16 protein-coding genes and 2 pseudogenes are annotated in these 21,162 nt (G+C 47.4%); 7 read left to right on the forward strand and 11 right to left on the reverse strand.

Annotated features, from left to right (window positions below; genetic code table 11):
• The 3 genes and pseudogenes from ACLGGO_RS29645 to ACLGGO_RS29655 all read left to right on the forward strand — a co-directional run.
• Nucleotides 1–105: pseudogene (locus ACLGGO_RS29645) on the forward strand (photosystem II protein D2); the annotation flags it as partial.
• 7 nt (nucleotides 106–112) lie between these two features.
• The gene (gene psbC, locus ACLGGO_RS29650; protein WP_446358280.1) at nucleotides 113–1,474 is read left to right on the forward strand and encodes a photosystem II reaction center protein CP43; all 1,362 of its coding nucleotides are present in this window, start codon (nucleotides 113–115) and stop codon (nucleotides 1,472–1,474) included.
• A 120-nt stretch (nucleotides 1,475–1,594) separates the two neighbouring features.
• Nucleotides 1,595–1,729 carry a hypothetical protein gene (locus tag ACLGGO_RS29655; protein WP_446338062.1) on the forward strand — a complete coding sequence of 45 codons (135 nt, stop codon included), beginning with the start codon at nucleotides 1,595–1,597 and terminating at the stop codon, nucleotides 1,727–1,729.
• Between the two features lie 61 nt (nucleotides 1,730–1,790).
• Here the strand turns inward: ACLGGO_RS29655 and ACLGGO_RS29660 are convergent, their stop codons facing one another.
• The 6 genes from ACLGGO_RS29660 to ACLGGO_RS29685 all read right to left on the reverse strand — a co-directional run bounded on the left by ACLGGO_RS29660 (nucleotide 1,791) and on the right by ACLGGO_RS29685 (nucleotide 8,175).
• Nucleotides 1,791–3,278, reverse strand: coding sequence for a peptidoglycan-binding domain-containing protein (locus ACLGGO_RS29660; RefSeq protein WP_446421996.1), 1,488 nt, complete (start codon nucleotides 3,276–3,278; stop codon nucleotides 1,791–1,793).
• Nucleotides 3,279–3,648: 370 nt separating this feature from the next.
• The gene (gene hypB, locus ACLGGO_RS29665; RefSeq protein ID WP_446421997.1) at nucleotides 3,649–4,581 is read right to left on the reverse strand and encodes a hydrogenase nickel incorporation protein HypB; all 933 of its coding nucleotides are present in this window, start codon (nucleotides 4,579–4,581) and stop codon (nucleotides 3,649–3,651) included.
• The gene (locus tag ACLGGO_RS29670; RefSeq protein ID WP_446338092.1) at nucleotides 4,572–4,910 is read right to left on the reverse strand and encodes a hydrogenase maturation nickel metallochaperone HypA/HybF; all 339 of its coding nucleotides are present in this window, start codon (nucleotides 4,908–4,910) and stop codon (nucleotides 4,572–4,574) included. The genes hypB and ACLGGO_RS29670 overlap by 10 nt, the downstream gene beginning before the upstream one ends.
• A 230-nt stretch (nucleotides 4,911–5,140) precedes the next feature.
• Nucleotides 5,141–5,995: a tryptophan 2,3-dioxygenase family protein gene (locus ACLGGO_RS29675; protein WP_446421998.1), complete on the reverse strand. Its 855-nt coding sequence runs from the start codon at nucleotides 5,993–5,995 to the stop codon at nucleotides 5,141–5,143.
• A 448-nt stretch (nucleotides 5,996–6,443) separates the two neighbouring features.
• Nucleotides 6,444–7,454, reverse strand: coding sequence for an S-layer homology domain-containing protein (locus ACLGGO_RS29680; protein WP_446421999.1), 1,011 nt, complete (start codon nucleotides 7,452–7,454; stop codon nucleotides 6,444–6,446).
• 97 nt (nucleotides 7,455–7,551) lie between these two features.
• Nucleotides 7,552–8,175 carry a (2Fe-2S) ferredoxin domain-containing protein gene (locus tag ACLGGO_RS29685; protein WP_446422000.1) on the reverse strand — a complete coding sequence of 208 codons (624 nt, stop codon included), beginning with the start codon at nucleotides 8,173–8,175 and terminating at the stop codon, nucleotides 7,552–7,554.
• A 98-nt stretch (nucleotides 8,176–8,273) separates the two neighbouring features.
• On the opposite strand from ACLGGO_RS29685, the pseudogene ACLGGO_RS29690 reads away from it, so the two are divergent.
• Nucleotides 8,274–8,525, forward strand: a pseudogene (locus ACLGGO_RS29690) (zinc ribbon domain-containing protein); the annotation flags it as partial.
• 62 nt (nucleotides 8,526–8,587) lie between these two features.
• On the opposite strand, the gene ACLGGO_RS29695 reads toward ACLGGO_RS29690, so the two are convergent.
• The 3 genes from ACLGGO_RS29695 to ACLGGO_RS29705 all read right to left on the reverse strand — a co-directional run bounded on the left by ACLGGO_RS29695 (nucleotide 8,588) and on the right by ACLGGO_RS29705 (nucleotide 12,086).
• Entirely contained in the window at nucleotides 8,588–10,120 is a 1,533-nt protein-coding gene (locus ACLGGO_RS29695) for a GspE/PulE/PilB domain-containing protein (protein WP_446422001.1), read from the reverse strand.
• Between the two features lie 166 nt (nucleotides 10,121–10,286).
• A complete protein-coding gene (locus tag ACLGGO_RS29700) occupies nucleotides 10,287–11,459 on the reverse strand; it encodes a HetZ-related protein 2 (protein ID WP_446422002.1) in 1,173 nt (390 codons plus the stop codon).
• Between the two features lie 273 nt (nucleotides 11,460–11,732).
• A complete protein-coding gene (locus ACLGGO_RS29705) occupies nucleotides 11,733–12,086 on the reverse strand; it encodes a four helix bundle protein (RefSeq protein ID WP_446338071.1) in 354 nt (117 codons plus the stop codon).
• 104 nt (nucleotides 12,087–12,190) lie between these two features.
• Between ACLGGO_RS29705 and smc the strand changes: the two genes are divergently transcribed.
• Complete coding sequence (smc, locus tag ACLGGO_RS29710; protein ID WP_446422003.1) at nucleotides 12,191–16,042, forward strand: chromosome segregation protein SMC; 3,852 nt, start codon at nucleotides 12,191–12,193, stop codon at nucleotides 16,040–16,042.
• Nucleotides 16,043–16,123: 81 nt separating this feature from the next.
• Entirely contained in the window at nucleotides 16,124–17,119 is a 996-nt protein-coding gene (locus ACLGGO_RS29715; protein ID WP_446338073.1) for a PRC-barrel domain-containing protein, read from the forward strand.
• Between the two features lie 183 nt (nucleotides 17,120–17,302).
• Here the strand turns inward: ACLGGO_RS29715 and dacB are convergent, their stop codons facing one another.
• The gene (gene dacB / locus ACLGGO_RS29720) at nucleotides 17,303–18,850 is read right to left on the reverse strand and encodes a D-alanyl-D-alanine carboxypeptidase/D-alanyl-D-alanine endopeptidase (RefSeq protein WP_446422004.1); all 1,548 of its coding nucleotides are present in this window, start codon (nucleotides 18,848–18,850) and stop codon (nucleotides 17,303–17,305) included.
• Nucleotides 18,851–18,997: 147 nt separating this feature from the next.
• On the opposite strand from dacB, the gene ACLGGO_RS29725 reads away from it, so the two are divergent.
• A complete protein-coding gene (locus ACLGGO_RS29725) occupies nucleotides 18,998–19,729 on the forward strand; it encodes a DUF429 domain-containing protein (protein WP_446422005.1) in 732 nt (243 codons plus the stop codon).
• A 324-nt stretch (nucleotides 19,730–20,053) separates the two neighbouring features.
• Here ACLGGO_RS29725 and ACLGGO_RS29730 read toward each other — a convergent pair.
• Nucleotides 20,054–21,162: tetratricopeptide repeat protein (locus ACLGGO_RS29730; protein WP_446422006.1), on the reverse strand; the 1,109-nt coding region annotated here is incomplete at its 5' end.

Below are 21,162 nucleotides of genomic sequence, written 5' to 3' on the forward strand. Positions count from 1 at the left end.
ATTCTCCTGAATGAAGGAGTCCGGGCTTGGCTGGCGCCTCAAGACCAACCACACCAGAAGTTTGTATTCCCTGAGGAGGTACTACCACGTGGTAACGCTCTCTAGTAGTTCCATGGTGGCGGGAAACCGCGACCAAGAATCATCAGGTTTTGCCTGGTGGGCGGGTAATGCCCGTTTGATTAATCTATCCGGTAAATTACTGGGGGCTCATGTCGCCCATGCTGGATTAATTGTCTTCTGGGCTGGGGCAATGACATTGTTTGAAGTTGCCCACTTTGTTCCAGAAAAGCCCATGTATGAACAGGGCGCAATCCTTTTACCTCACCTTGCGACCCTGGGTTGGGGTGTAGGTCCCGGTGGTGAAGTGATTGACACATTCCCTTACTTTGTGGTAGGGGTGCTGCACATCATTTCGTCTGCTGTTCTGGGTCTGGGCGGTATCTATCACGCGGTTCGTGGCCCAGAAACTTTAGAAGAGTACTCCGCCTTCTTTGGTTACGACTGGAAAGATAAGAACAAGATGACCACAATCATCGGGTTCCACCTGATTGTCTTAGGTCTGGGTGCTTTCCTGCTCGTGATTAAAGCCATGTTTGTGGGCGGTGTTTATGATACATGGGCGCCCGGTGGCGGTGACGTGCGGATCATTACTAACCCAACGCTGAACCCAGCGGTGATCTTCGGTTATCTAACCCGCTCTCCCTTTGGTGGAGAAGGCTGGATCATCGGCGTCAACAACATGGAAGATATTATCGGCGGACATATTTGGATCGGTCTGATCTGTATTTCTGGCGGTATCTTCCACATTCTCACCAAGCCCTTCGGCTGGGCACGTCGCGCCTTTATCTGGTCTGGAGAAGCGTATCTCTCCTACAGCTTAGGTGCGTTGTCCCTAATGGGCTTTATCGCCGCTTCGTTTGTTTGGTTCAATAACACCGCTTATCCCAGCGAATTTTATGGTCCAACCAACGCAGAAGCATCTCAGGCTCAGTCCTTCGTCTTCTTAGCGCGTGACCAACGGTTAGGGGCGAACATTGCTTCAGCTCAAGGTCCTACCGGTCTAGGTAAATACCTGATGCGCTCTCCGACTGGAGAAATTATCTTCGGTGGTGAAACCATGCGCTTCTGGGATTTCCAAGGTCCTTGGTTAGAGCCGCTACGTGGTCCTAACGGACTGGATGTAGATAAGCTGAGAAATGATATTCAGCCTTGGCAACTACGCCGTGCGGCTGAGTACATGACCCATGCACCGAACGGTTCTATCAACTCCGTTGGTGGCATTATCACGGAAATGAACGGGTTTAACTACGTTAACCCCCGTGCATGGTTAGCTGCGGCTCACTTTATCTTAGGATTCTTCTTCTTGATCGGTCACCTCTGGCATGCAGGTCGCGCTCGTGCGGCTGTTGCTGGATTTGAAAAAGGTATTGACCGTGAGAGTGAGCCAGTGCTGTTTATGGGTGACCTTGACTAGATTGGTTCATTTCATCCACTAAAATTTAATTTGCTTGAAGGCTCTTGTTGAAACGCAAGAGCCTTTTTATATAGAGCAAAAACTCTGTAAAAAGATATCGAATGGAAAAGAACAAAGGCAATGGAGAAAAGTCCGACGTTTCCATGGCTATCTTTAGGCGCAATTCCTCGGTTTATTCGACAAAGTTTAGCGGATGGAGAAACCGCAACATTACGGGCGTTTCGGACTTGGGTGAGAGAACAGCCGTCGGATTAGAGATAAAAGGCGCTCACACTCATTAATTAGAAATACTCTGCAGAGAACCAAATTCAGGAATTCAACCCAATTCCCCTAACACCCCTCGACGAATAATTTCCGTCACTTCCGTTGCCATCCTAGCATCCAATTCCACCACCTCACGCTTCGCATCCCTGGGTTCTAAACGCTTTGCCCCCTTTAATGCCATGCTAAACGTCACCAACTCTGGCACACCCATTGTACTTGGTTGAATAAACTGAACCAACGCCACATAAACCGCTTCCGCCCGATTCCGCATCTGAGTTACACCATTCCCCAGTTTAGAAATAATCACCGGAGCACTAATTTTATCCTGTAAATTTAACATATCTAATGCCCCATCCGTTAAACGCGCCGCATCTGCACCCATCGCCCGAATCACCGATTCTAAACTATGCCATTGAGCACCCGGTAGCCGTGAGGATTGGGGGATGTGATAATGCCAACCTAACATCGAGATCATTCGAGTTAAATCATAAGCCGTAATCGTATTTTCGCCGCGATGTCGTTCTGATACGCCTTTAAGAATAACATTTCGGGGACGCCACCATCCTTGAGGCGGTTGCGTTGATAATTCGGGTTCAGGGATTAACGGTTCTTCGCCATAGCGTCCCGTGAAAATCAAGTTTTGATTTCCAGTCATACTTTTCAGCCAATTCTCTAACTCGGCGGGAGTCGAAAATTGCTTTAACATTGCCGCGAGGGAGTTGGATGAGGCAATTCGATTTTCGTAGGATAGAATATCTTTAAGGACATCATGGAAAGAGTATTCTCGGTATTGTCCGCTTAAATCTCTGCCTCGAATCAGGCAGGTATCAATATCCGTCTGAAAGGCATTAGTGTTGCTGCGAGAGACGACATTGAGAATGGGGATAATTTTACTACTACTCCAAAACTCCGTTTTACTCAAGGCATTTCTGCCTAGCCATTTGGTCTTGAAGTCTCCGTTAACAAAACCGCCTACACACAGACAAGCTTCGGTAATCTCTGGATGCAAAAAGCTTAATCCCTGGTCATCAATATCGGGGAGTTGTCCAACGGGGGGGAAAGGTTGGAAGTGGGTGGTATCTTTGGTGACCGAAACCAAGGTTTTGCCATCGGGCTTTTGCATCAGACGGGCGGCATAGTCTTTGATTTGGGTTTTGTAGGCAGAGGTGTCAATTCCTTTATAAAATAGGGCGGGTTCGTCAATGCTTCCCTTAACGGATTCTTTTAAGAAGGTTTTATAAATCGTTTCTTTATCGGTGTCTTTTAGAGAGAGGAGGGATTTTCTGTCATCAGGCAGTAGTTTTTGCGCCCACCCTTTCCCAAATTTATTACTGTCCCTATTATTCAAGTAAACCGATTTACTGAAATCAGTCATTGCCTGTTCTGTCCGCTGACCATAGGCGCCATCCAGCCAGGAACCACCAGGGTAAAATCCTAGGCGATTCAGTTGGGTTTGGATTTGCTTGACTAATTCTGGGTCAGTCTTCAGGGTATCTAAGTGAATCACGACATCGTGATGAATAATATCTGTGAGTTTCATTGGTTTATTGATTATTTTTTTTAATTTAACAAGGAATTTTTCTTCTTTCTCAGCTTTGGGTTATACCTGGGTTGATTTGTTGTAGTTTAAAGTCCAGTAATTTTAAGTATGTGGAATAGACTCTACGGGTTTTCTGGGCGCAAGGCTTGCGCCCCTACCGGTTTGGTGCATTACGCGGTTGAAAAGCGCACCGGGCAAGATATGCGATCGCATACCCTAGGCTCAACCCAATCAAAGCGCGATCGCACTGCTTCCCCAAATCAAATCAACAGGCGGTCGCGCCATTTTTATGGTATAGTTTTATCCGGAAAAAATAGATACATTTAATCCCAGTCGTTGCGGTTTAAACCGTCCTGATCTTGAGTAATACTCACGCTAATGGTTGCAAGACTTGAAACTGAGACTTTAACCATTCATACCAATCCTCTAGCCCAACTCCTGTTTTTGCCGAAACCTGAAACACCTGCATCTGAGGATTAACCGTTCTTGCATACTCAATACAGTGTTCCACATCAAAGTCTACATAAGGCAACAGGTCAATTTTAGTCAGAATCATCACTTGGCTAGCGCTGAAGATATGAGGATATTTAATCGGCTTATCATCGCCCTCCGTTACCGATAAAATCGCCACCTTTGCCTGTTCACCTAAGTCAAATAAGGCGGGACAAACCAGATTACCCACATTCTCAATCATGACCACAGAATTAAGGGGAGGATTGAGTTGAGTGCAACCCCGTTCCACCATCGCCGCTTCCAGATGACACCCCGTTCCCGTATTAATTTGTACGACTCTACACCCCGTTGCTTGAATTTTCTGGGCATCATTCGTCGTCGCTTGATCTCCCTCAATCACATTAATCGGTAATTGTGCTTGTAAATCTTCAATCGTGCGCGTCAACAACGTAGTTTTGCCAGCCCCCGGAGAACTGACTAGATTCAGCGCCAAAATATTACGCCCTTTAAACCATCCCCGATTTTGGGCAGCTATCAGATTATTTTTTCCCAGGATATCCTGTTCAAGAGAGATTGTCGTACCATGAACCTGGGCGTGAACCTGGGAGGCTTCAGGGCTGTGATTCCCTGAAGAGTCGTGAGTGTGAGTATGGGTGATCACTCGACCATCGGGTAATGTGTGAGTATGGGAGTGGCTAGAGGTAGAGGAGTGAGTGATAACAGTCCCATCAGGTAGAGTATGGGTATGCATGGGGTCATGACTGTGGTTAGCCATGGCGACAACTTCCCCCGTTTCCGGATTGGTGAGAGTGGTGTCAGCACCATCAGAACAGCCGCAGGTTACACACATGGTTCGACCTCCATTTCCTTAATTTTCAGTTCTTGACCCGATATTATATCCAGTTCCACACTACCGCATTCACAGATACCAAAGGGTTGATCTAGGGGAATGTGGGCATTACAGTGGCGACAGCGACCTATACCCGGAATTTCGATAATATCTAAGGTTGCCCCTTCTAAGGGAGTGTCCTTGCTGCAAACATCAAAACAAAATAGCACCGCATCGGGCATTATTGCGGCTAACTGACCAATTTCCAGGCAAACTCGTCGCACTTTCGCCCCCTTCGCGTGTTCGGTAACGATATCAACGATATTTTGTGTGATTCCCAGTTCGTGCAATGGTTTGTTTCCTGTTCCCTCACATCTATTCTCTTTTAAGCCGAATGTCATTAATTTAAGCCCTGAATTAAAATTCTGGCTCCGAACTAAAACCCGTTTTAACGGGTTGAAAGGCTTAATTTAATTTTACCTCGTTGTGAAGTTTTCTCATTCTTGCCCACCCGACATAAAATCTTAACTGAGGTTCGTAGTCAGCGCTGTCTTCGCCATCCAAACTTAACGAGAGTCGCTTATTCAGGCTCATATTGAGTTAATCCTGGAAATAGCGGTGCTTGCTGTTTATGGTATTTCGCCAGATAATCCTGGAATGATGTCCCCCCAGTTCCTATCTCTACACCTACGAGTTTAAGTTGTTGTACAGCGAGTGCAAGATGGAATTGATGAAAGCGGATTTGCAAATTATCGTAAGTCCGCATATTATCCAAAACTGGACTCCCATGAGGGTGGTTCAAGAGAGAGGAAATCTGTTCCGCCGTCGTGCTTCCGGGACTTCGTTGCAGTAGCGTATCGTAATAATAGGCGAGATTGTGATTGTGATAGCGCTCAAACCATTGGGCAATATCACTACCATAGCGGCGATCAAACTCGGTTTCAGCAATATGAGGATTGCCAGTAGCGTCTTTGGTTCCTCCTTGCCAATAGTTTCGCACCCCGCTCATAATTTCTAAATGGCGAAACTGGAACGACTGAAAACCACTCGTCGGACCAATGGTTGTCCGAAACTCAGCAAATGCCCGCATTGTTTTTAGAATGGGCATTGTTGTTAATACTACTTCATAAAGGCGCAGAATTCGGGGGAAAAAGTAACAGGCTCCGCTAGTATCCCCGATAATCGGATCAGTCTCATCGGCAATTGCTTGCCCTAATGCGGCTAAAACTCGCTCCATATCAAGGATCATTTGATGGAACGCCAGTTCGCAAATCTGATGGACGGAAATAAATAAGTCTTCGTCTTGGGACGCGGTGAGAGGACGCTTGCAACTCAGCAGCGCCTCTAGATTATGATACGTCCAATAGTGATTTTGAGTAACGTCTAGGGTGGGATCAAGGGGAGGTAAGGGTTGGGTCGGGTCGGATTGAGGCATAGTAGAGACTGAGTGCGATCGCAGTAGGCAGTAGAATGTCGGTAGTATTATCGCTATCTAGCATCCTCAAGTGAAGTACCCCAACTTGCTTCGCTCTTATTTGGGGCTTCCAACTAGCTAGCAAGCAAGGACGGTCTTATTCGTCTTTGGGATTTCCCGCTTCATCCGCCGATGCCACGTTGGGTACTTTCTAATTTCTAGGTAGAAAGTCCAGAACTCAATCTGGTAATGGACTACATCTCTATCACACCTGGCTCAACCCTCTTGCTCAACCATCTTGACTCCCATGCCTTACCATGTAGACCTAGGAGAGTTACTATTAGTATAACACCTAGAAAATACAGGTGTCTACTAATAACAAATGTCAAAATAGAGGGTATCGAACCCCTATTTTGACTCGCTATCCATCCCCACCGTATAGACGGATGGGGATTTGCGCGAATTTATGTTAAGGATTGACCACATACTCAGAGCCGATGGCTTCTGCTTTCCCAGCTTCGACTAACGCCTGATAAACCATCGCCGCTACCTCAGCACGAGTTGCATCTTGATTCGGATTAAGAGACTCAAGATTAGGGTAATTCACCACAATACCCGCTTGTGTCGCCGCACTGACTTTTTCGCGAGCGTACTCCGGAATCTGAGCTGAATCCTGATAAGTTTGTAATACTTCCTGAGAGGGTTGAGTTTCTTTTAACCCCAATCCACTCGCCAGTGCAACTAAGACTTGCACCTTAGGAATCGGTTCCTTAGGTCGAAAGGTAGTATTGGGATAGCCGCGCAAAAAGTTGGTTTTGCTGGTTTCCTGAATTGCAGACCACGCCCAAAAGTCGGAGGATACGTCTTTAAAGTTGGGTGTCGCTAATGTCGGTTGTTGCTCAAAAGCCTTTTTCAGCAACGCCGCAAATTCTGCCCGAGTAATAGAACTATCCGGTTTAAAGGTGTTACTCTCTGGAAAGCCGCTCATAATATCCCGCCGCACCAGAGCGGTAATATAAGGACTTGCCCAATACTCGTCGGGAACATCGGCAAAGTTCACTGGTTCAACAGGCGTTTCAGTTGGCGTTGGTGTGGGTGTTTCTGTCTCTGGGGCTGAGACAATAGGAGCGAGGGGAACGGCTCTAGCTTTTTCTGGAAACGCCTCGTCTGGGGATGAGGGGGAGACGGTTACGGCTGGAGAGGGTGAAGGGGAGGCTGGGACTATTTGAATGCGGCTGGGGGTTTGGCGAGTCGGAGTCGGATCAAGTGTCGGAGGTGTCAGTTTTGGCGCTTCTGGTTCTTCTATCCTTGGTTCAGAGGTGGTTGAGCCAACCCACTGCTTCAGGTTAAATCCCTTTTGCCGTTGACCCAATACTCCAATCAAAATCGCACCGATAGTGGTAACGGCGATAATTATACCAATCCATTCCTCCAAACCCAGTGGAGAGGAATCTGAATCAGGTGGCGGTAAATTTCTCATTATGCACCTTGTTTATCTGGCAACAACACTAAGAAAGCAAGGGGAATCGGAGAACTAAATCGTTTTTGTTGAATTCTTGACCCCCAATTCTCCAGTGTCAGCCTCCACAGTTAACGGTAGATCGCTGGAATACACTTGCCTCTGGCTCTAGTTTACTGCCAAAGTGCTTGTCCACCAACGTCGGGACGTCTTCGGGAGCTACCTCATTGTACCGGGCTTTGTCTGGCATTAATACCATACAAGGACCTTTTTTACACTGTTTCATACAGCCTGTGTCTTTAATCGCTACTTTCTCATCAAGGTTGCGATCGCGCAAGGTTTCATTCATTGCTTGATGGACTTGTGCTGCACCGCGCTTGCGACAGGATGATTTTTTACACAGCATGATGCTGGCTTGGGCTTTCTTCGGAGACGGTTGCAAAAGTTTCTCATATTCCTGGGACTCTTTCGGTGTCTGCAATGTCACCGTTTTGGCTTTGAGTTCCAGTTCCCCAGTTTTCGGTTTGTACTTCTGTTTCCCAGACACTTCAATCTGATCTCCGGATTTAAGGATTTGGGGGAGAGAATCCCGTAGGGGTTTAGCCAGCTTAATATACCGTTCACCTGCTTCTGTATTTACCCATAGCAGCTTGGGTTTTTTGTCTGTCTTACCCAGAAACTTGACAAATTGTCCCTCTAGCAGAAAGGGGGTGACTTGTGTTTTTTTATGTGATTTACCCATGAAAGTACTCCTATGTCTCCCTCTAACCGTAACTCTAATTGATAAAAAATGTCATCTATTTTTTGTAAGAGTTCTTCATACCCCGTTACAAAGTGAGCGTTGAGGTAATCAAAATCAATCCAGCCTATACCTCGCAAACTTGCCACAAATGCCTACACATCCATCCAGTAAAAGGAAAGTCCTACCGTATTGGTAAGACTTTCTCTTGTGGACATTGCAACTGGAAGGGTGATGCTGATTTTAATGGTGCCAACGTAATTAAACTTTTGGGGGCTTCTGTAAACAGCCCTGGAGGTTCGTACCTGTCGTGTGAACTACGTCGGATGGAGTACTTCCAACCTAGTTTATAAGGGTTTGGTACAGGGCTACTGAAAGCCTACACCAACCTGAGTACAGGTATGGTGTAGGTAGTTTACTTGTCCTGCTGATCCATGGGATTGTGAGTCAGGGTGTTGAGTTGCTTGTCGAGATGGTGTAAGAGTTGGCTAAGGGTTTTGAGTGTCTCCATGGGAGGAAGGGAGTAGCGATAAGAGCGATCGCGGATATCATTTAACTTGTTTTGCAGTTGTCCAGCGAGTTTGATCGCATCCTGACCCAATCGTTCCACCTTTTGTTGTTGATAGAACGTCAAAGCTGCTCCACGCAAGAGTTGTAGCGTTGCCTCTTCCCCGTGAGTACCGGGTACGACTCGCAAACACAATAGAAGAGATTCTTGCTGATAGAATCGCTCACTTTCTATCTGTTTGGGCTGGGTAATCGGCTGCAAAGGCAGGTTAACCAGGTGCTTAAGTTCAACAATGATATCTTCAAAAACGGACACGCTTAATTTGTCCAAGACAGACTGGGAAGAGTTATCTTGGCGCAAAACAATGCGACCGCGCTCAGATAGTCGCTGGAAATACAGCCGACCCATTCCCCCCTGCAACAGGCGACCTAACAACTCTTCCACGATTTGATGGGGGGCTAAGGTTGCCAAAAACCCGATCGGACGAGATAAATACAGGGGCTTCACCTCTAAGGGTATCAAAGCCTTAGTCGGCAGTGACCTTTTGTAAACTGGAGTCAGCGCCGTCTCAGCCAATACCTTCTTGCTGGAATCAGGGGGCGGTTTTACCGGGGAGTGATCAGACGGCAATTGTGAAGTCGGTTGAGGTTTTACTGCCGATGGCGGGCTATCCTCTTGTCTGGGGAAGCCATAGGATTGGTTCAATTCTTCCTGGAGTTGGCGGATATCATCGATAATCAATGTCGGTTGAGAGGCTTTAGCCGGAGGATGATTGGTCTTCGCCGCCGCTTTTGACGCCTCAGGCTGCACCGCCTCAGTTTCAGTTCGACTCGGATCATGGCTGGGTGGAGGTTGAGATGCTGCAGGCGGCTGATTATTGGTTGTCTGATCCTTAGTTAGACGAGCAGGATCACTCGGTTGCGCTTTAGACCCTACAGGCGTAGAGTTGCTTTTGTGATCAGCAGCCGGAGGAGAAGGGGTTGACGGCTCAGGCTGATTCGCCTCATCTTCAGCTAAGCTGACATCATCAATAATTAGTGTTGACTGTTCTGATCGCGCAATAGGCTGTTGGCGTTTAGAGCGTTGCCTTTTCGATGCCGTGCCTTGATGATCTTTGTTTAAATAGGCAGACAGCATAGTTTTATGAGTGCTGGCGGTAATCTGTTCGACTTTCAGGGAACAGTTCATAAACGCCAGGATGCGACGCACATAATCGAGGGCAGTAGAGTCGTGGGGATCGACCATACCCAGTTTGAGGTACTTACCTTCGAGAGACAGGGGCAAGAATTGATGAAATAGACAGGCTTCAAAAGGCAGAATACTATCAATCAGCCGAAACATTTGCTCACTACTCACGCCAGAGAGTTCCGACGCTTGAGAGGATGATGGTGACTGAACAGGAGTGTCCGCTCGTTCTGGGTCCTGTGGTGAGGGTAACATAATAATTTCTCCAGCCTGAGTATCAATCGGTTCAGATGCCCCAGGAGTCAGATAATATAGACTGTCCGGTTTGGGATTGGCAAAAAGGTTAGCTGTTAACCCTACTTCAATTGTTACTGACTTTAGTTAGGGAATACACTGAATTGGCAAAAGATCAACGTTCTGCTTAAGAAGAGCTGCGTAGGTCTTGAGCCGCTAAGTAGAGCTTACTCCATTCGCCAAGTGCCTGGTTATACTTCCAATTTAGATCCTTGGCAATGACATCTAACGTTTTGCCGGCTCTCAATTGTTGGATTAATTGGCGCTGCTTATCGGTTAGACTTTGCCAATAGTCTTGCCACTGTAGGGGGGTTAGCCCTAAATTATGGTCTTTTAAGGACACTTCTAACCAACTGGCGACTAATTCAGGCTTAACTTTAAGGGAAAAAACCCGAATCGCATGGTAACTGATTTTTTCTCGCAAGCGATAAACCTTTTGGATGGGCAAGTCTAAGGTTTTCGCGATCTCCTCTTGAGATTTCCCTTGCAGATAAAGTTGTAACCATTGGGCGGCTTGGGCGCCAACGTTTTGGTCGAGGTAGGCTTCAAATTCTCGACGTACTGATAGACGCAGCACTTGTTGCTCTTGCCAAACTTGAGTCTCTTGATAATCCGCGATCGCTTGATTATCTAACAAACTCACCGGAGTATCGGTGTCATCGGAGGTGATCGACTCTGAGACAAATCGCACATTTTCCCCGCCGGGTAGATGAGTCATCCCACCCCGTCCTGATCGCTTGAGGAAATTGACAAATCGATAGACGACCAAAGGCTGATTGCGGATCGGGCGTAAACAATATTCCTCAAGGGTAGTGAGTAAGAGGGCGTCGCGTAAATGAATGTCTTCACTACATTGAGCAATCCAACCAATCTGCCCTTGGATATAGCGATCGCTGTTTAATAATTCCTGAATCACTTCTTGCAAGACATCCACCACAGCGCGTTGGCGATCGCGACTCAAAGACACCCACGTCCTGATTTTATTGCGTAACGTGACTAAACCCGCTAACCGACCCGTTAAATTGCGATAGGCTTGCTCTGGAGTTACCCCCAAATAGCGCTGTCGTAAAATCCGATAGCGATACTCCATCGCTTGGCTGACAATCTTGAGTTTGTCTGGGAGTAGGTGGTTTAACTGTTCCCTGTTTTCTCCCAATAACCACTGGACAATGCTGGTTCGGCTCTCGGGGCAATAGTCTGGATAGTCATTGGATAAACGCTTTTGCCACTCTTGTTCGAGTTGATCTGCCAACTTTTCCATCAGATGGCACTCCTCTAACCCCTGTTTTAATGTTTGCATAACAACTCCCCTCTTGTTGCACTGACTGTTTTGATAGAGTCTGCTGTGTTAATTTCATCATTTCTATCCTGAGATAGAAGTGATCGCCCTCCTGTGTTGCTTACAAGACAGTCACATCAATATTTTGACCCAGAGTACGCCCTCTGTGAGACTCAGATCTGCCTTGAGAGTGTTTTGGATCACAAGTCTACAGTTATCAGTTATCAGTTATCAGTTGTCAGTTGTCAGTTATCAGTTATCAGTTATCAGTTATCAGTTGTCAGTTGTCAGTTATCAGTTGTCAGAGAGTCGGGTTGTTTTGAGAATTGAGAAGAGGATTTTGCCTATCTCGTCAGCGTCGGCGTGTATGCTATTGAAGGTTTTTTCCGCAATGTATCCTGTATCTTTCAACAGAGATAGCCAATATTTGGTTTCTAGGCACTCTTTATAGGCTATTGATACTTTAGCAGAAAAATCTGCTGTAGATATAGCACCATTGGCTTCAGCGAGGTTCGCACCAATCGAAGTTCCACTTCTAATTAACTGTTTTGACAAAATAAACTCTTTCTTGTTTTCAGTGAGATATTGGTAAGCTTTAACAACCCGAATAGCAAATTGATACGCTTTCTGGTATGCAATACTCTTCATATCCACTCCCTGATAACTGTTCACTGATAACTGTTTACTGTTTACTGTTCACTGTTCACTTGATACACTCGTACCACACAACGAACCTGAACTGACCCACGCCTATGGTGCATGTCAAGCGCCTAGAACTCACTAACTTTAAATCTTTTGGCGGCACGACTCAAATTCCGATGCTGCCTGGATTTACTGTGGTTTCAGGACCCAATGGGTCAGGAAAATCCAATATCCTCGATGCCCTCCTCTTTTGTCTAGGGCTATCCAGTTCCAAGGGAATGCGGGCTGAACGTCTTCCTGATTTGGTTAACCATAATAAAGAGCGGCGGAGTACGGTTGAAGCCAGGGTTACGGTTACATTTGACCTATCTGACGCACCCGATTTTCTAGTTGCACAACAGATGGCGGAAAACTCGAAATCAGCAGCAGATGAGGAAGCACAAGAAACAGAGGAATCTGAAGAATCAGACGAACAAGACGATCCCAACTCCCAACCCCCAACTCCTCAATCAACAGAATGGAGCGTGACACGGCGGCTACGGGTGACCAAGCAAAACACCTACACCTCAACCTACTATATCAACGGTGAACCCTGCACGCTGACTCAACTGCACGAGATGCTCAACCGCCTGCGAGTTTATCCCGAAGGCTACAATGTGGTTTTGCAAGGGGATGTCACTGGGATCATCTCCATGAATTCGCGAGAACGACGGCAGATTATTGATGAATTAGCCGGAGTCGCCGCATTTGACCGCAAAATTACCCAGACGAAAGATACCCTGAATGAAGTTAAAGAACGGGAAGATCGCTGTCGGATTATTGAAAAAGAACTGATCACCCAACGCGATCGCTTAGCGGCGGATCGGATTAAGGCAGAGAAATACAAAAAGCTGCGGGCTCAACTTCAGGAAAAACAACAGTGGGAAGTCGTTCTCAAATGGCGATTGCTGACAATACAGGTGGCTCACCTGAAGACTCTGATTGAGAAAGCAGAACAAGACGAACGCCAGTTTACTCACCAACTCACCACCCTAGAAACCGAAATTGTCCAAGGAACCGCTCAACTTGAAACCCTCAACGCCCGTGTGAAAGCCTTAGGCGAAGAGGAACAAGTCGCGGTATCCGCTACCCTAGCAAGCCTTGACGCTGAACGCCGTCAGTTACAACAACGCCAACAAGAATTAACACAAAACCTGGCAGATACAGAGGCGCATCAACAAACCACTCAGACTGAGATCCAGCAACAGGAACAAAGCCTGCAACAGCTTCAGGCTCAACGACACCATCTAGACACCCAAATTATCGCCTCACACCGCCAAGAACGGGATGCGGCTCAAACCGCCCTGAACGCTAGTCGAGAACAAGCGGATGCGATCGCGTCGGCTTCAGAAGCTTGGGTACAGCAACAAAACACCCTCACCCGCCAAATTGAAACCCTGCTGCAAACCCTGAATCCCCAGCGTACCGAACAAGCCCAACTCCAAGAACGTCATAACCAACTCAGCCGCCAAAGTGACGAACAAACTCAGCTTTTAGAACGCATCGCCCCAGAACTTACCAGCCTTCAAACACAAGCGGCAGAATTAGAAGGGCAATTGAACGCCGTATCGCAACAGATTCAAACCCTTGCCCACACCCTAGCTGCTACCGAACAGGATCTGCAAACTCAGCGGCAAACCCAAACCCGCCTCCTGTCAGAACAACGGGACAAACAGCGTCAACTGGATAAACTAGAAGCCCAAGCACAAGCACAGCAAGAAGCTCAAGGCACCTATGCCACTAAAATTATCCTCCAAGCCGATATCCCCGGCGTTCATGGCTTGGTTGCCCAACTTGGTCGAGTAGAACCCGATTACCAGCTTGCCCTGGAAACAGCAGCGGGTGGACGTTTGGGTCATGTCGTAGTCGAAGATGATGCGGTGGCGGCGGTAGGAATCGAACTGCTCAAACAAAAACGCGCCGGTCGTGCTACATTCTTACCCTTAAATAAAATTCAGCCGCCCCGATTTTCCCCACTTGTGGCACTGCGCCATGCTCAAGGGTTTATTGACTATGCGGTGCATTTAATCGATTGTGAGCCTCGATACCAAACGATTTTTGCTTATGTGTTTGGCTCAACGGTGGTGTTTGAAACCCTGAGTACGGCGCGTCCCTATTTGGGTCAATGCCGAATTGTCACGTTAGATGGAGAACTCCTGGAAAGTAGTGGGGCGATGACTGGGGGGAGCAGTAGCTACCGTTCTGGATTACATTTTGGTACGAGTGATACCAGTGACTCGGTGGAGATGATGGCATTGAGAGATCGTCTCCAGGATATTGAAGCCATGTTAAAGCGCTGTGACGAATGGCTAGAACGGGAATCAGCAACGGCGAAAAATCTGACTCAAATTCTGACAGAAGCCAGGGAAACCCGCTCCCAGACGCAGTTACGTCTAGAGCAATCCCGCAAAGAAATTCAGGCGCTGACGGAGCAACAAGCTCAAGTGCGATCGCTCTTGAGCAAAAATACCCAGGAACGACAGACGGCGGCTGAACGTTTGCACCAGTTAAATCAGGAACTACCCGCCCAAGAAAGCCAACTGCAAGCCTTACGCCAACAACTGGCTCAACTCGAAGCCGAGCAAACCCCCCAGGAATGGCAACAGATTCAGAGTCAAATTAAAACCCAGGAAGCAGTATTAGGCGATCGCGAACAGGCACTGCGAGAGGCGGAAAAACAGCTCCAAGCCTTAGAGAATCAGCATCAGCGCACGAACGAGAAGCTGGCGATAAGTTATCAACGGATTGCCGAATATCAAACCCAACAACAATCGATTCAACAACAGCAAACCGAGATTAATCGTCAGCTTGAGGCAATTGACGCCCAAATCACTCAAACCCAAAGCCGATTAATCCAGCTAGAGGAGCGTTTAGGGGAAGCCAAACAAGAACGCGATCGCACAGAGGCTATACTCAGAAACCAGCACCTAAACCAGCAAAAGCTGTCTTGGCAACGGCAAAAACTCCAGGAAACCCAGGTGACAAGGCAGGAAAAACTGGCTACCCTGCAAACTCAACTCGATATTCAACAGGCTGAATTACCCAACCCTTTGCCAGAAGTTCCCCTGATGGTAGGGAAAGGAAATCAGGAGCAGGTAGTCGAGGATGAGACAGATGAAGGAGCTAGTAGAGACGTGACCGTGGAACGTCTGGAAGATGAGGGAGTTAATCAACATTCAGACGGGGCGGGTTTAGTTCCATCTAGGAGTCATGGAAACGATAGTAGTGAAAAGAACCCCTATACAATTTCCCAACTCACCGCTCAACTTGAGACACTGCAACGGGATATCCGTAACGGTCAAAAACAACTTGAGGCAATGGAACCCGTGAATATGCTAGCCTTGGAGGAGTACGATCGCACCCAAGCCCGTTTCCAGGAACTGTCTGAAAAACTGGCAACTCTAGAAGCGGAGCGAACGGAGCTATTGCTGCGAGTTGAAAACTTTACCACCCTACGATTGAGAGCATTCAAAGAAGCCTTTGATGCGATTAATCAAAACTTCCAAACAATTTTTGCCGAACTCTCCGAGGGTGACGGGCATCTGCAACTGGATGAAGCCGATGATCCCTTTAACGGCGGACTTAACTTGGTGGCTCACCCCAAGGGCAAGCCAGTGCAACGATTGGCGTCGATGTCCGGCGGCGAAAAATCTCTCACCGCTCTGAGTTTTATTTTCGCCCTGCAACGGTATCGACCGTCTCCCTTCTATGCCTTTGACGAAGTTGACATGTTTCTCGATGGGGCAAATGTCGAGCGATTAGCTAGAATGATCAAACAACAGGCTAAACTTGCCCAATTTATCGTTGTTAGTTTGCGCCGACCTATGATTGAATCTGCCGAGCGCACCATTGGTGTTACCCAAGCAAGAGGAGCGTATACTCAAGTCCTAGGATTGAAATTAGGGTCTGCCAAACGGGACTGATGTAGATTATATGTGATTATTAGCCTTGATACTATTGATAACCATTCCAGCAGGAGTTGAGATTCAGGATTGCAAGACATAATGACAACTGAACTAATTCGTCAGCGCTCCGATTTTTTAAACACTCAGGTGATTACTCGCAGTAACGGTAAGCGCCTAGGTGTCGTTAAGGAGCTGCTAGTAGATATTGATCGGCGCGAAGTTGTGGCATTAGGGTTACGAGACAACCTGCTCTCGCTGGCTGGAATGCCGCAGTATATGCTCCTCAGCAGCATTCAACAAGTGGGCGATGTCATCCTGGTTGAGGATGAGGATGTGATTGAGGATGTTGATGTTGACGCCTACAGTACGCTGATCAACAGCGAAGTGATTACCGAAACCGGTGAACTCTTAGGTCGGGTTCGAGGGTTCAAGTTTAGCGTAGAAGATGGCAAGGTGGCGTCTCTGATTATTGCTTCGTTGGGATTACCCCAAATCCCTGATCAGGTGATTAGTACTTATGAATTACCAATTGAGGAAATCGTCAGCAGTGGTCCGGACCGCCTAATCGTCTTTGAAGGCGCTCAAGAACGGTTGATTCAGCTAACCGTCGGTATTCTAGAGCGTATGGGTATTGGCAATCCTCCTTGGGAACGGGAAGAAGAGGAAGGCTACTATGCGCCCACCACTCGACCTGAAAATCAATTGGGGACAGGAATACCCGTTCGCACCCCGATTGCTCAACCCATCCAGACGGCTACACCCGTCGAGGAACGGTGGGATGAGGATTGGCAAGAGCCAGAGCCAGAGCCGATACGCCAACAACGGGCAGAGCCAATCTATGCCGAAGCCCAACTGGAAGAAGATAATTGGGGGGATGAATGGGAAGATTCTTCTCAGTCAGCGCGTCGGTATGAAGAACCCATTTATGCCGAATCTGAACCTTATGACCAAAACTCTAAAGATGAGTACGCGGATTATGAGGTAGAAGGTGATGCTTGGGACGATAATGTAGAGCGCGAACCCTATCAAGCACCGCCCCTTAACATTCCTGAAAAGACTAAAACCCCAGAATACGAGGAAGAGACGGGTTATTAGGACAGGGTTGTCGAAGGTTTCCCCCCCCATTTTCATTCAAGTGGGGTGGGTTTTGCCGATAACGTTTGGGAAAAACTGATCACTAGACTCAACCCGCCTTTGGTTAATTATAGGGAAGATGGTAGAGACGTTGCAGGCAAAGTCTCTACCAGTTTTTGCGGCTAGCATAAATCTATGACCAACTTAACAAGAACGTAGCCGCGTCAGCAAAACCACGATCTCATCAATCGCCTGACGGATAGTACTCACCGATTGATTGGATTGATTCACCATAATACTAAACGCCAACGGTTGATAATCGGGAACTTCCACATAGCCAGAAAGCGCTGACACGCCAGTCATGGTTCCGGTTTTGGCATAAACTCGACCTTGGGCTGGGGTATTCTCAAAACGCTGTCGTAGCGTCCCCTCCACCCCAGCCACAGCTAAGGAGTTTCGATAGGATTGTGCCATCGGAGTTCGTGCGATCGCCTGTAAGATTTGTACTATAGCCGTGGGACTCACGAGATTGTGGCGAGACAATCCGGAACCATCGGCAAGGACATAGGATTCCGGTTCAACCCCTAATTCTGTTAAAATATCTCTAATCTGTTCCCGTCCCGCCTTAGCCGTTGACTCATCCGCCTCTTTGTCAGTCACACCTAGCGATCGCAATAAGGCTTCCGCATACAGATTATTACTTTGCTGATTGGTTTCGGTGATCAATTCACTCAGGAGAGGAGATTCCACCGCCGCTAATTCAGCGTCCTCCTGGGAATTAGAATCAGTCGTAACATAGGCTTGTTCCACCTGAATTCCTGCATCCGCTAGCGCCAGACGGAAATGCTCCAGAAAATAGTTAGCTGGATCAGGAATTGCCACCGCCGTTAACCAAAGTCCTGCATCCGTCGCTAATTGACCCCGAATTCGCAATACAGGTTTACCCAGCACCCCAGAAATGTTAACGGATTCCGGTGATTCGGCTTCAGCCGTAAGGGTTTGATTTTCGATCTGCCATTGTTTTGCAGCAATGGGATCAGCCCAAGTAACGTTCAAAGGTTGTCCTATTTTTTGGGGAGATAGGGTTAGTAAGGCGGCATTTTCATTGAGAATTAAACTATTGACGGCAGTCCCGTAATAAAATTGAACATCTGACCATTCCCAGGTTGGGTTAACCGTGGGTTCACTAAAATAACGATCTTCGACAATCAGTTGATCCACGCGCCGAATTCCCTGACGCTGAAGCTGTTGGGCTAAGTTTTTTAACTTATCAGTACTTAAACTAGGATCACCTCGCCCAATGACTCGTAATTGGCTGATCATTCCATCTGAATTAGTGCCATAAACAGAGGTGCGAATGCGAAAATCAGCACCGAGTTGGGATAAAGCGGCGGCTGTGGTGAATAATTTGAGATTAGAGGCGGGGATAAAATAGCGATCGCGTTCATGACTATATAGGGGTGTGGCTGAGGATAGGGGTTGGATCAGGATACCCCAACGGGCATAATTAAATTCTGGACGATTTGCGATCGCGTCGATGGAGGTTTTGAGATCGGCTGGACAAAGGGTTTGTGTCGTATCTGGGGAGGGTTCAACCGTTGTCGGTGCATCCGTTTGAGCCGTGACTGGGGTTGGCTGGGTGAGGAATTGCGCTTCAAATAACAGCAGCAACAGCAGCAGCAGTTGTTTGGGGTTAAACCTGGGGCGGTAGGAAGGTTGATTGGTTTTGAATGAGAAAAGGGAATTGAGCATAGACAGACGTTTGGGCTATCTCTGATACTGTACAGGGAATTAAGGCGCGATCGTCTGGCAATATATGTGGTAGGGTGGGCATTGCCCACCCCACCAGTATGGATAGGGTTTGAATCCTCAAATTGCGTAAGTCCTGATTGGGAACAGATGAAATTTATCGGAATTGACCTCGGTTGGACTTCGGGCGCGAGTGGTTTATGTTGCCTCAATTGGTCAGATGGACAGCTTCAGCTATTAGAATTAAACCATCAACAAGCTACAGCAGATATTCTGAATTGGATTAATGATTGGACAGCCGCCACTGAACCCGCCATCATCGCCGTAGACGCTCCCACGCTGATTCCCAACGCCACTGGAATGCGCCTCCCGGATAAACTTAGTCATCGGTATTTTCACCGTTACCACGGGGGGTGTTATCCGGCAAATCGCCAGCGCCCTTTTGCCCAACGCACGATAGCGTTTGGTTTGAGTTTGGAAGCACGGGGGTTTATTCACGCCCCCCAGATAACGCCCCAAACCCTGGGGCGCTATCAAATCGAGGTCTTTCCCCATCCCGCGATCGTGCATTTGTTTGGATTAAATCGGATTCTGAAATATAAGAAAGGAAAACTGGCAGAGCGTCAAGGGGAATTATTAAAACTTTATCATTTAATTAGGGACGTATTGCCGAGTTTAGAACCAAAACTTGATGGGATTGATGGTTTAAATGGTAGTTTTTCGGAACGATTTACGGGGGTGACGCTTAAAGCTTTAGAAGATAAACTGGATAGTTTAATCTGTGCCTATATTGCCGCTTACTGGTGGTATTGGGGGATTGAGCGCAATTGGGTATTGGGTGATGTCAGTACGGGTTATATTATTGTCCCTGCACCTGTATAATATTGTTCGGTTTAAAGAGCCACAACCCCCTTTGGAGGAGGCGATTGAAATCGCAGCTACACAAACAAAGTCCGCCTGCGCGGACTAGATTATCAAGGGGGTGGTTAACCCGGATTTGGTATGAAGGGGTGTTCTAAATATGATTGGAGAATGAAGCGAAGCAAAGGGAAGAATCTCTCTAAATGCTGAGGCTAATCCTACCACTGAATCGGATGATGAATGCGATCGCACTGTACCTCACCAACTTGCAATACGCTTTAAGCACACACGCCATTTAGGGTAGGGGCACGATATTATCGTGCCCCTACGCAGCACCACCATAAATCACTCATTCCGCAGCGATTCTAATTCCTCTGGCGTGAACGGATTCTCCCCCGCTTTTAACGCCTCAATCCAGCCTTGACGTTGGACTTTTATTTTCTCTAAATAGTCTATCCAGTCTTGGCGTTCTGCTAAAATATCCTCCCGGAAATCAATCCGACTTTGGGGTTGGGATTTTTCTTTCTCGATATTAATCCAATCGATATGTACCTGGAAGTCTTCAATCGCTCCCTGACTATCACCTGTTAATGCCCTAGCTAAACCTCGGCTATCTTGATAGTTAGGACGGTCATTTTCTGATGCAATTTTTACCGCTTTTTCACAGGCAAGTATAACATCTTGAGCATCGCCATTGATACTACCAATCTTGCAGATATTCTTCCAAGATTGGGCAGGAATTTCAACCGTAGAATCGAGGGTTTGGGCTTGGGTGTAAGCCGCGAAAGCCTCTGTAATTTGACCATCATCAGCCAGACGCTGACCCCGTTCAACTAATAGAGATGCTGCTTTTGTTTCTGGCTTAAACTCTAAGCTGGGGTCAAGTTCTCTCGCACGATTAAAGACAGTAACCGCTTCCTCAATCTTGCCCTCCCGTACTGCTGATTTTCCCTGCTCAACTAAAGTAGAAGTTGCGATTTCTCTGGCTCTAATTTCTGGATTAAACTTTAAGCTGGGGTCAAGTTCTCTGGCACGATTAAACGCTGTAACCGCATCTTGAATATTACCCTCTTGTGCTGCCGCTTCTCCCTGTGCAACTAACTCTGATGCTTCAGCTAATTGCTCGGCTTTTTGTTGAGGATTGAGGTTGAATTTGGGATTCCAAGCTAAGACTTTGCGGAATAGTTCCACGGCTGGCTGAATATTCCCTTGTCTGGCTTGGGTTTCACCCTGGTAAAGCCAAAATTTGGCGGCGGCGGTTTTGTTGGCAGGGGTTTGGCAAACCGCTAATTTTTCTAAGTCTTGGGGATTAAATATCAGATGCTGATTCAACCAGTCACAGCCTTGCGCCAACAGGGAGTCTAACCCGCCAGCCCGCCACACCCGGGCGGTTTTATCATCAGAGGCGGTAACTATCCGCTGCCCATCCGGGCTAAAATTGGCGCTTCTGACAG

This window comes from Coleofasciculus sp. (assembly GCF_046565525.1).
In the GTDB taxonomy this organism is placed as follows: domain Bacteria; phylum Cyanobacteriota; class Cyanobacteriia; order Cyanobacteriales; family Coleofasciculaceae; genus Coleofasciculus.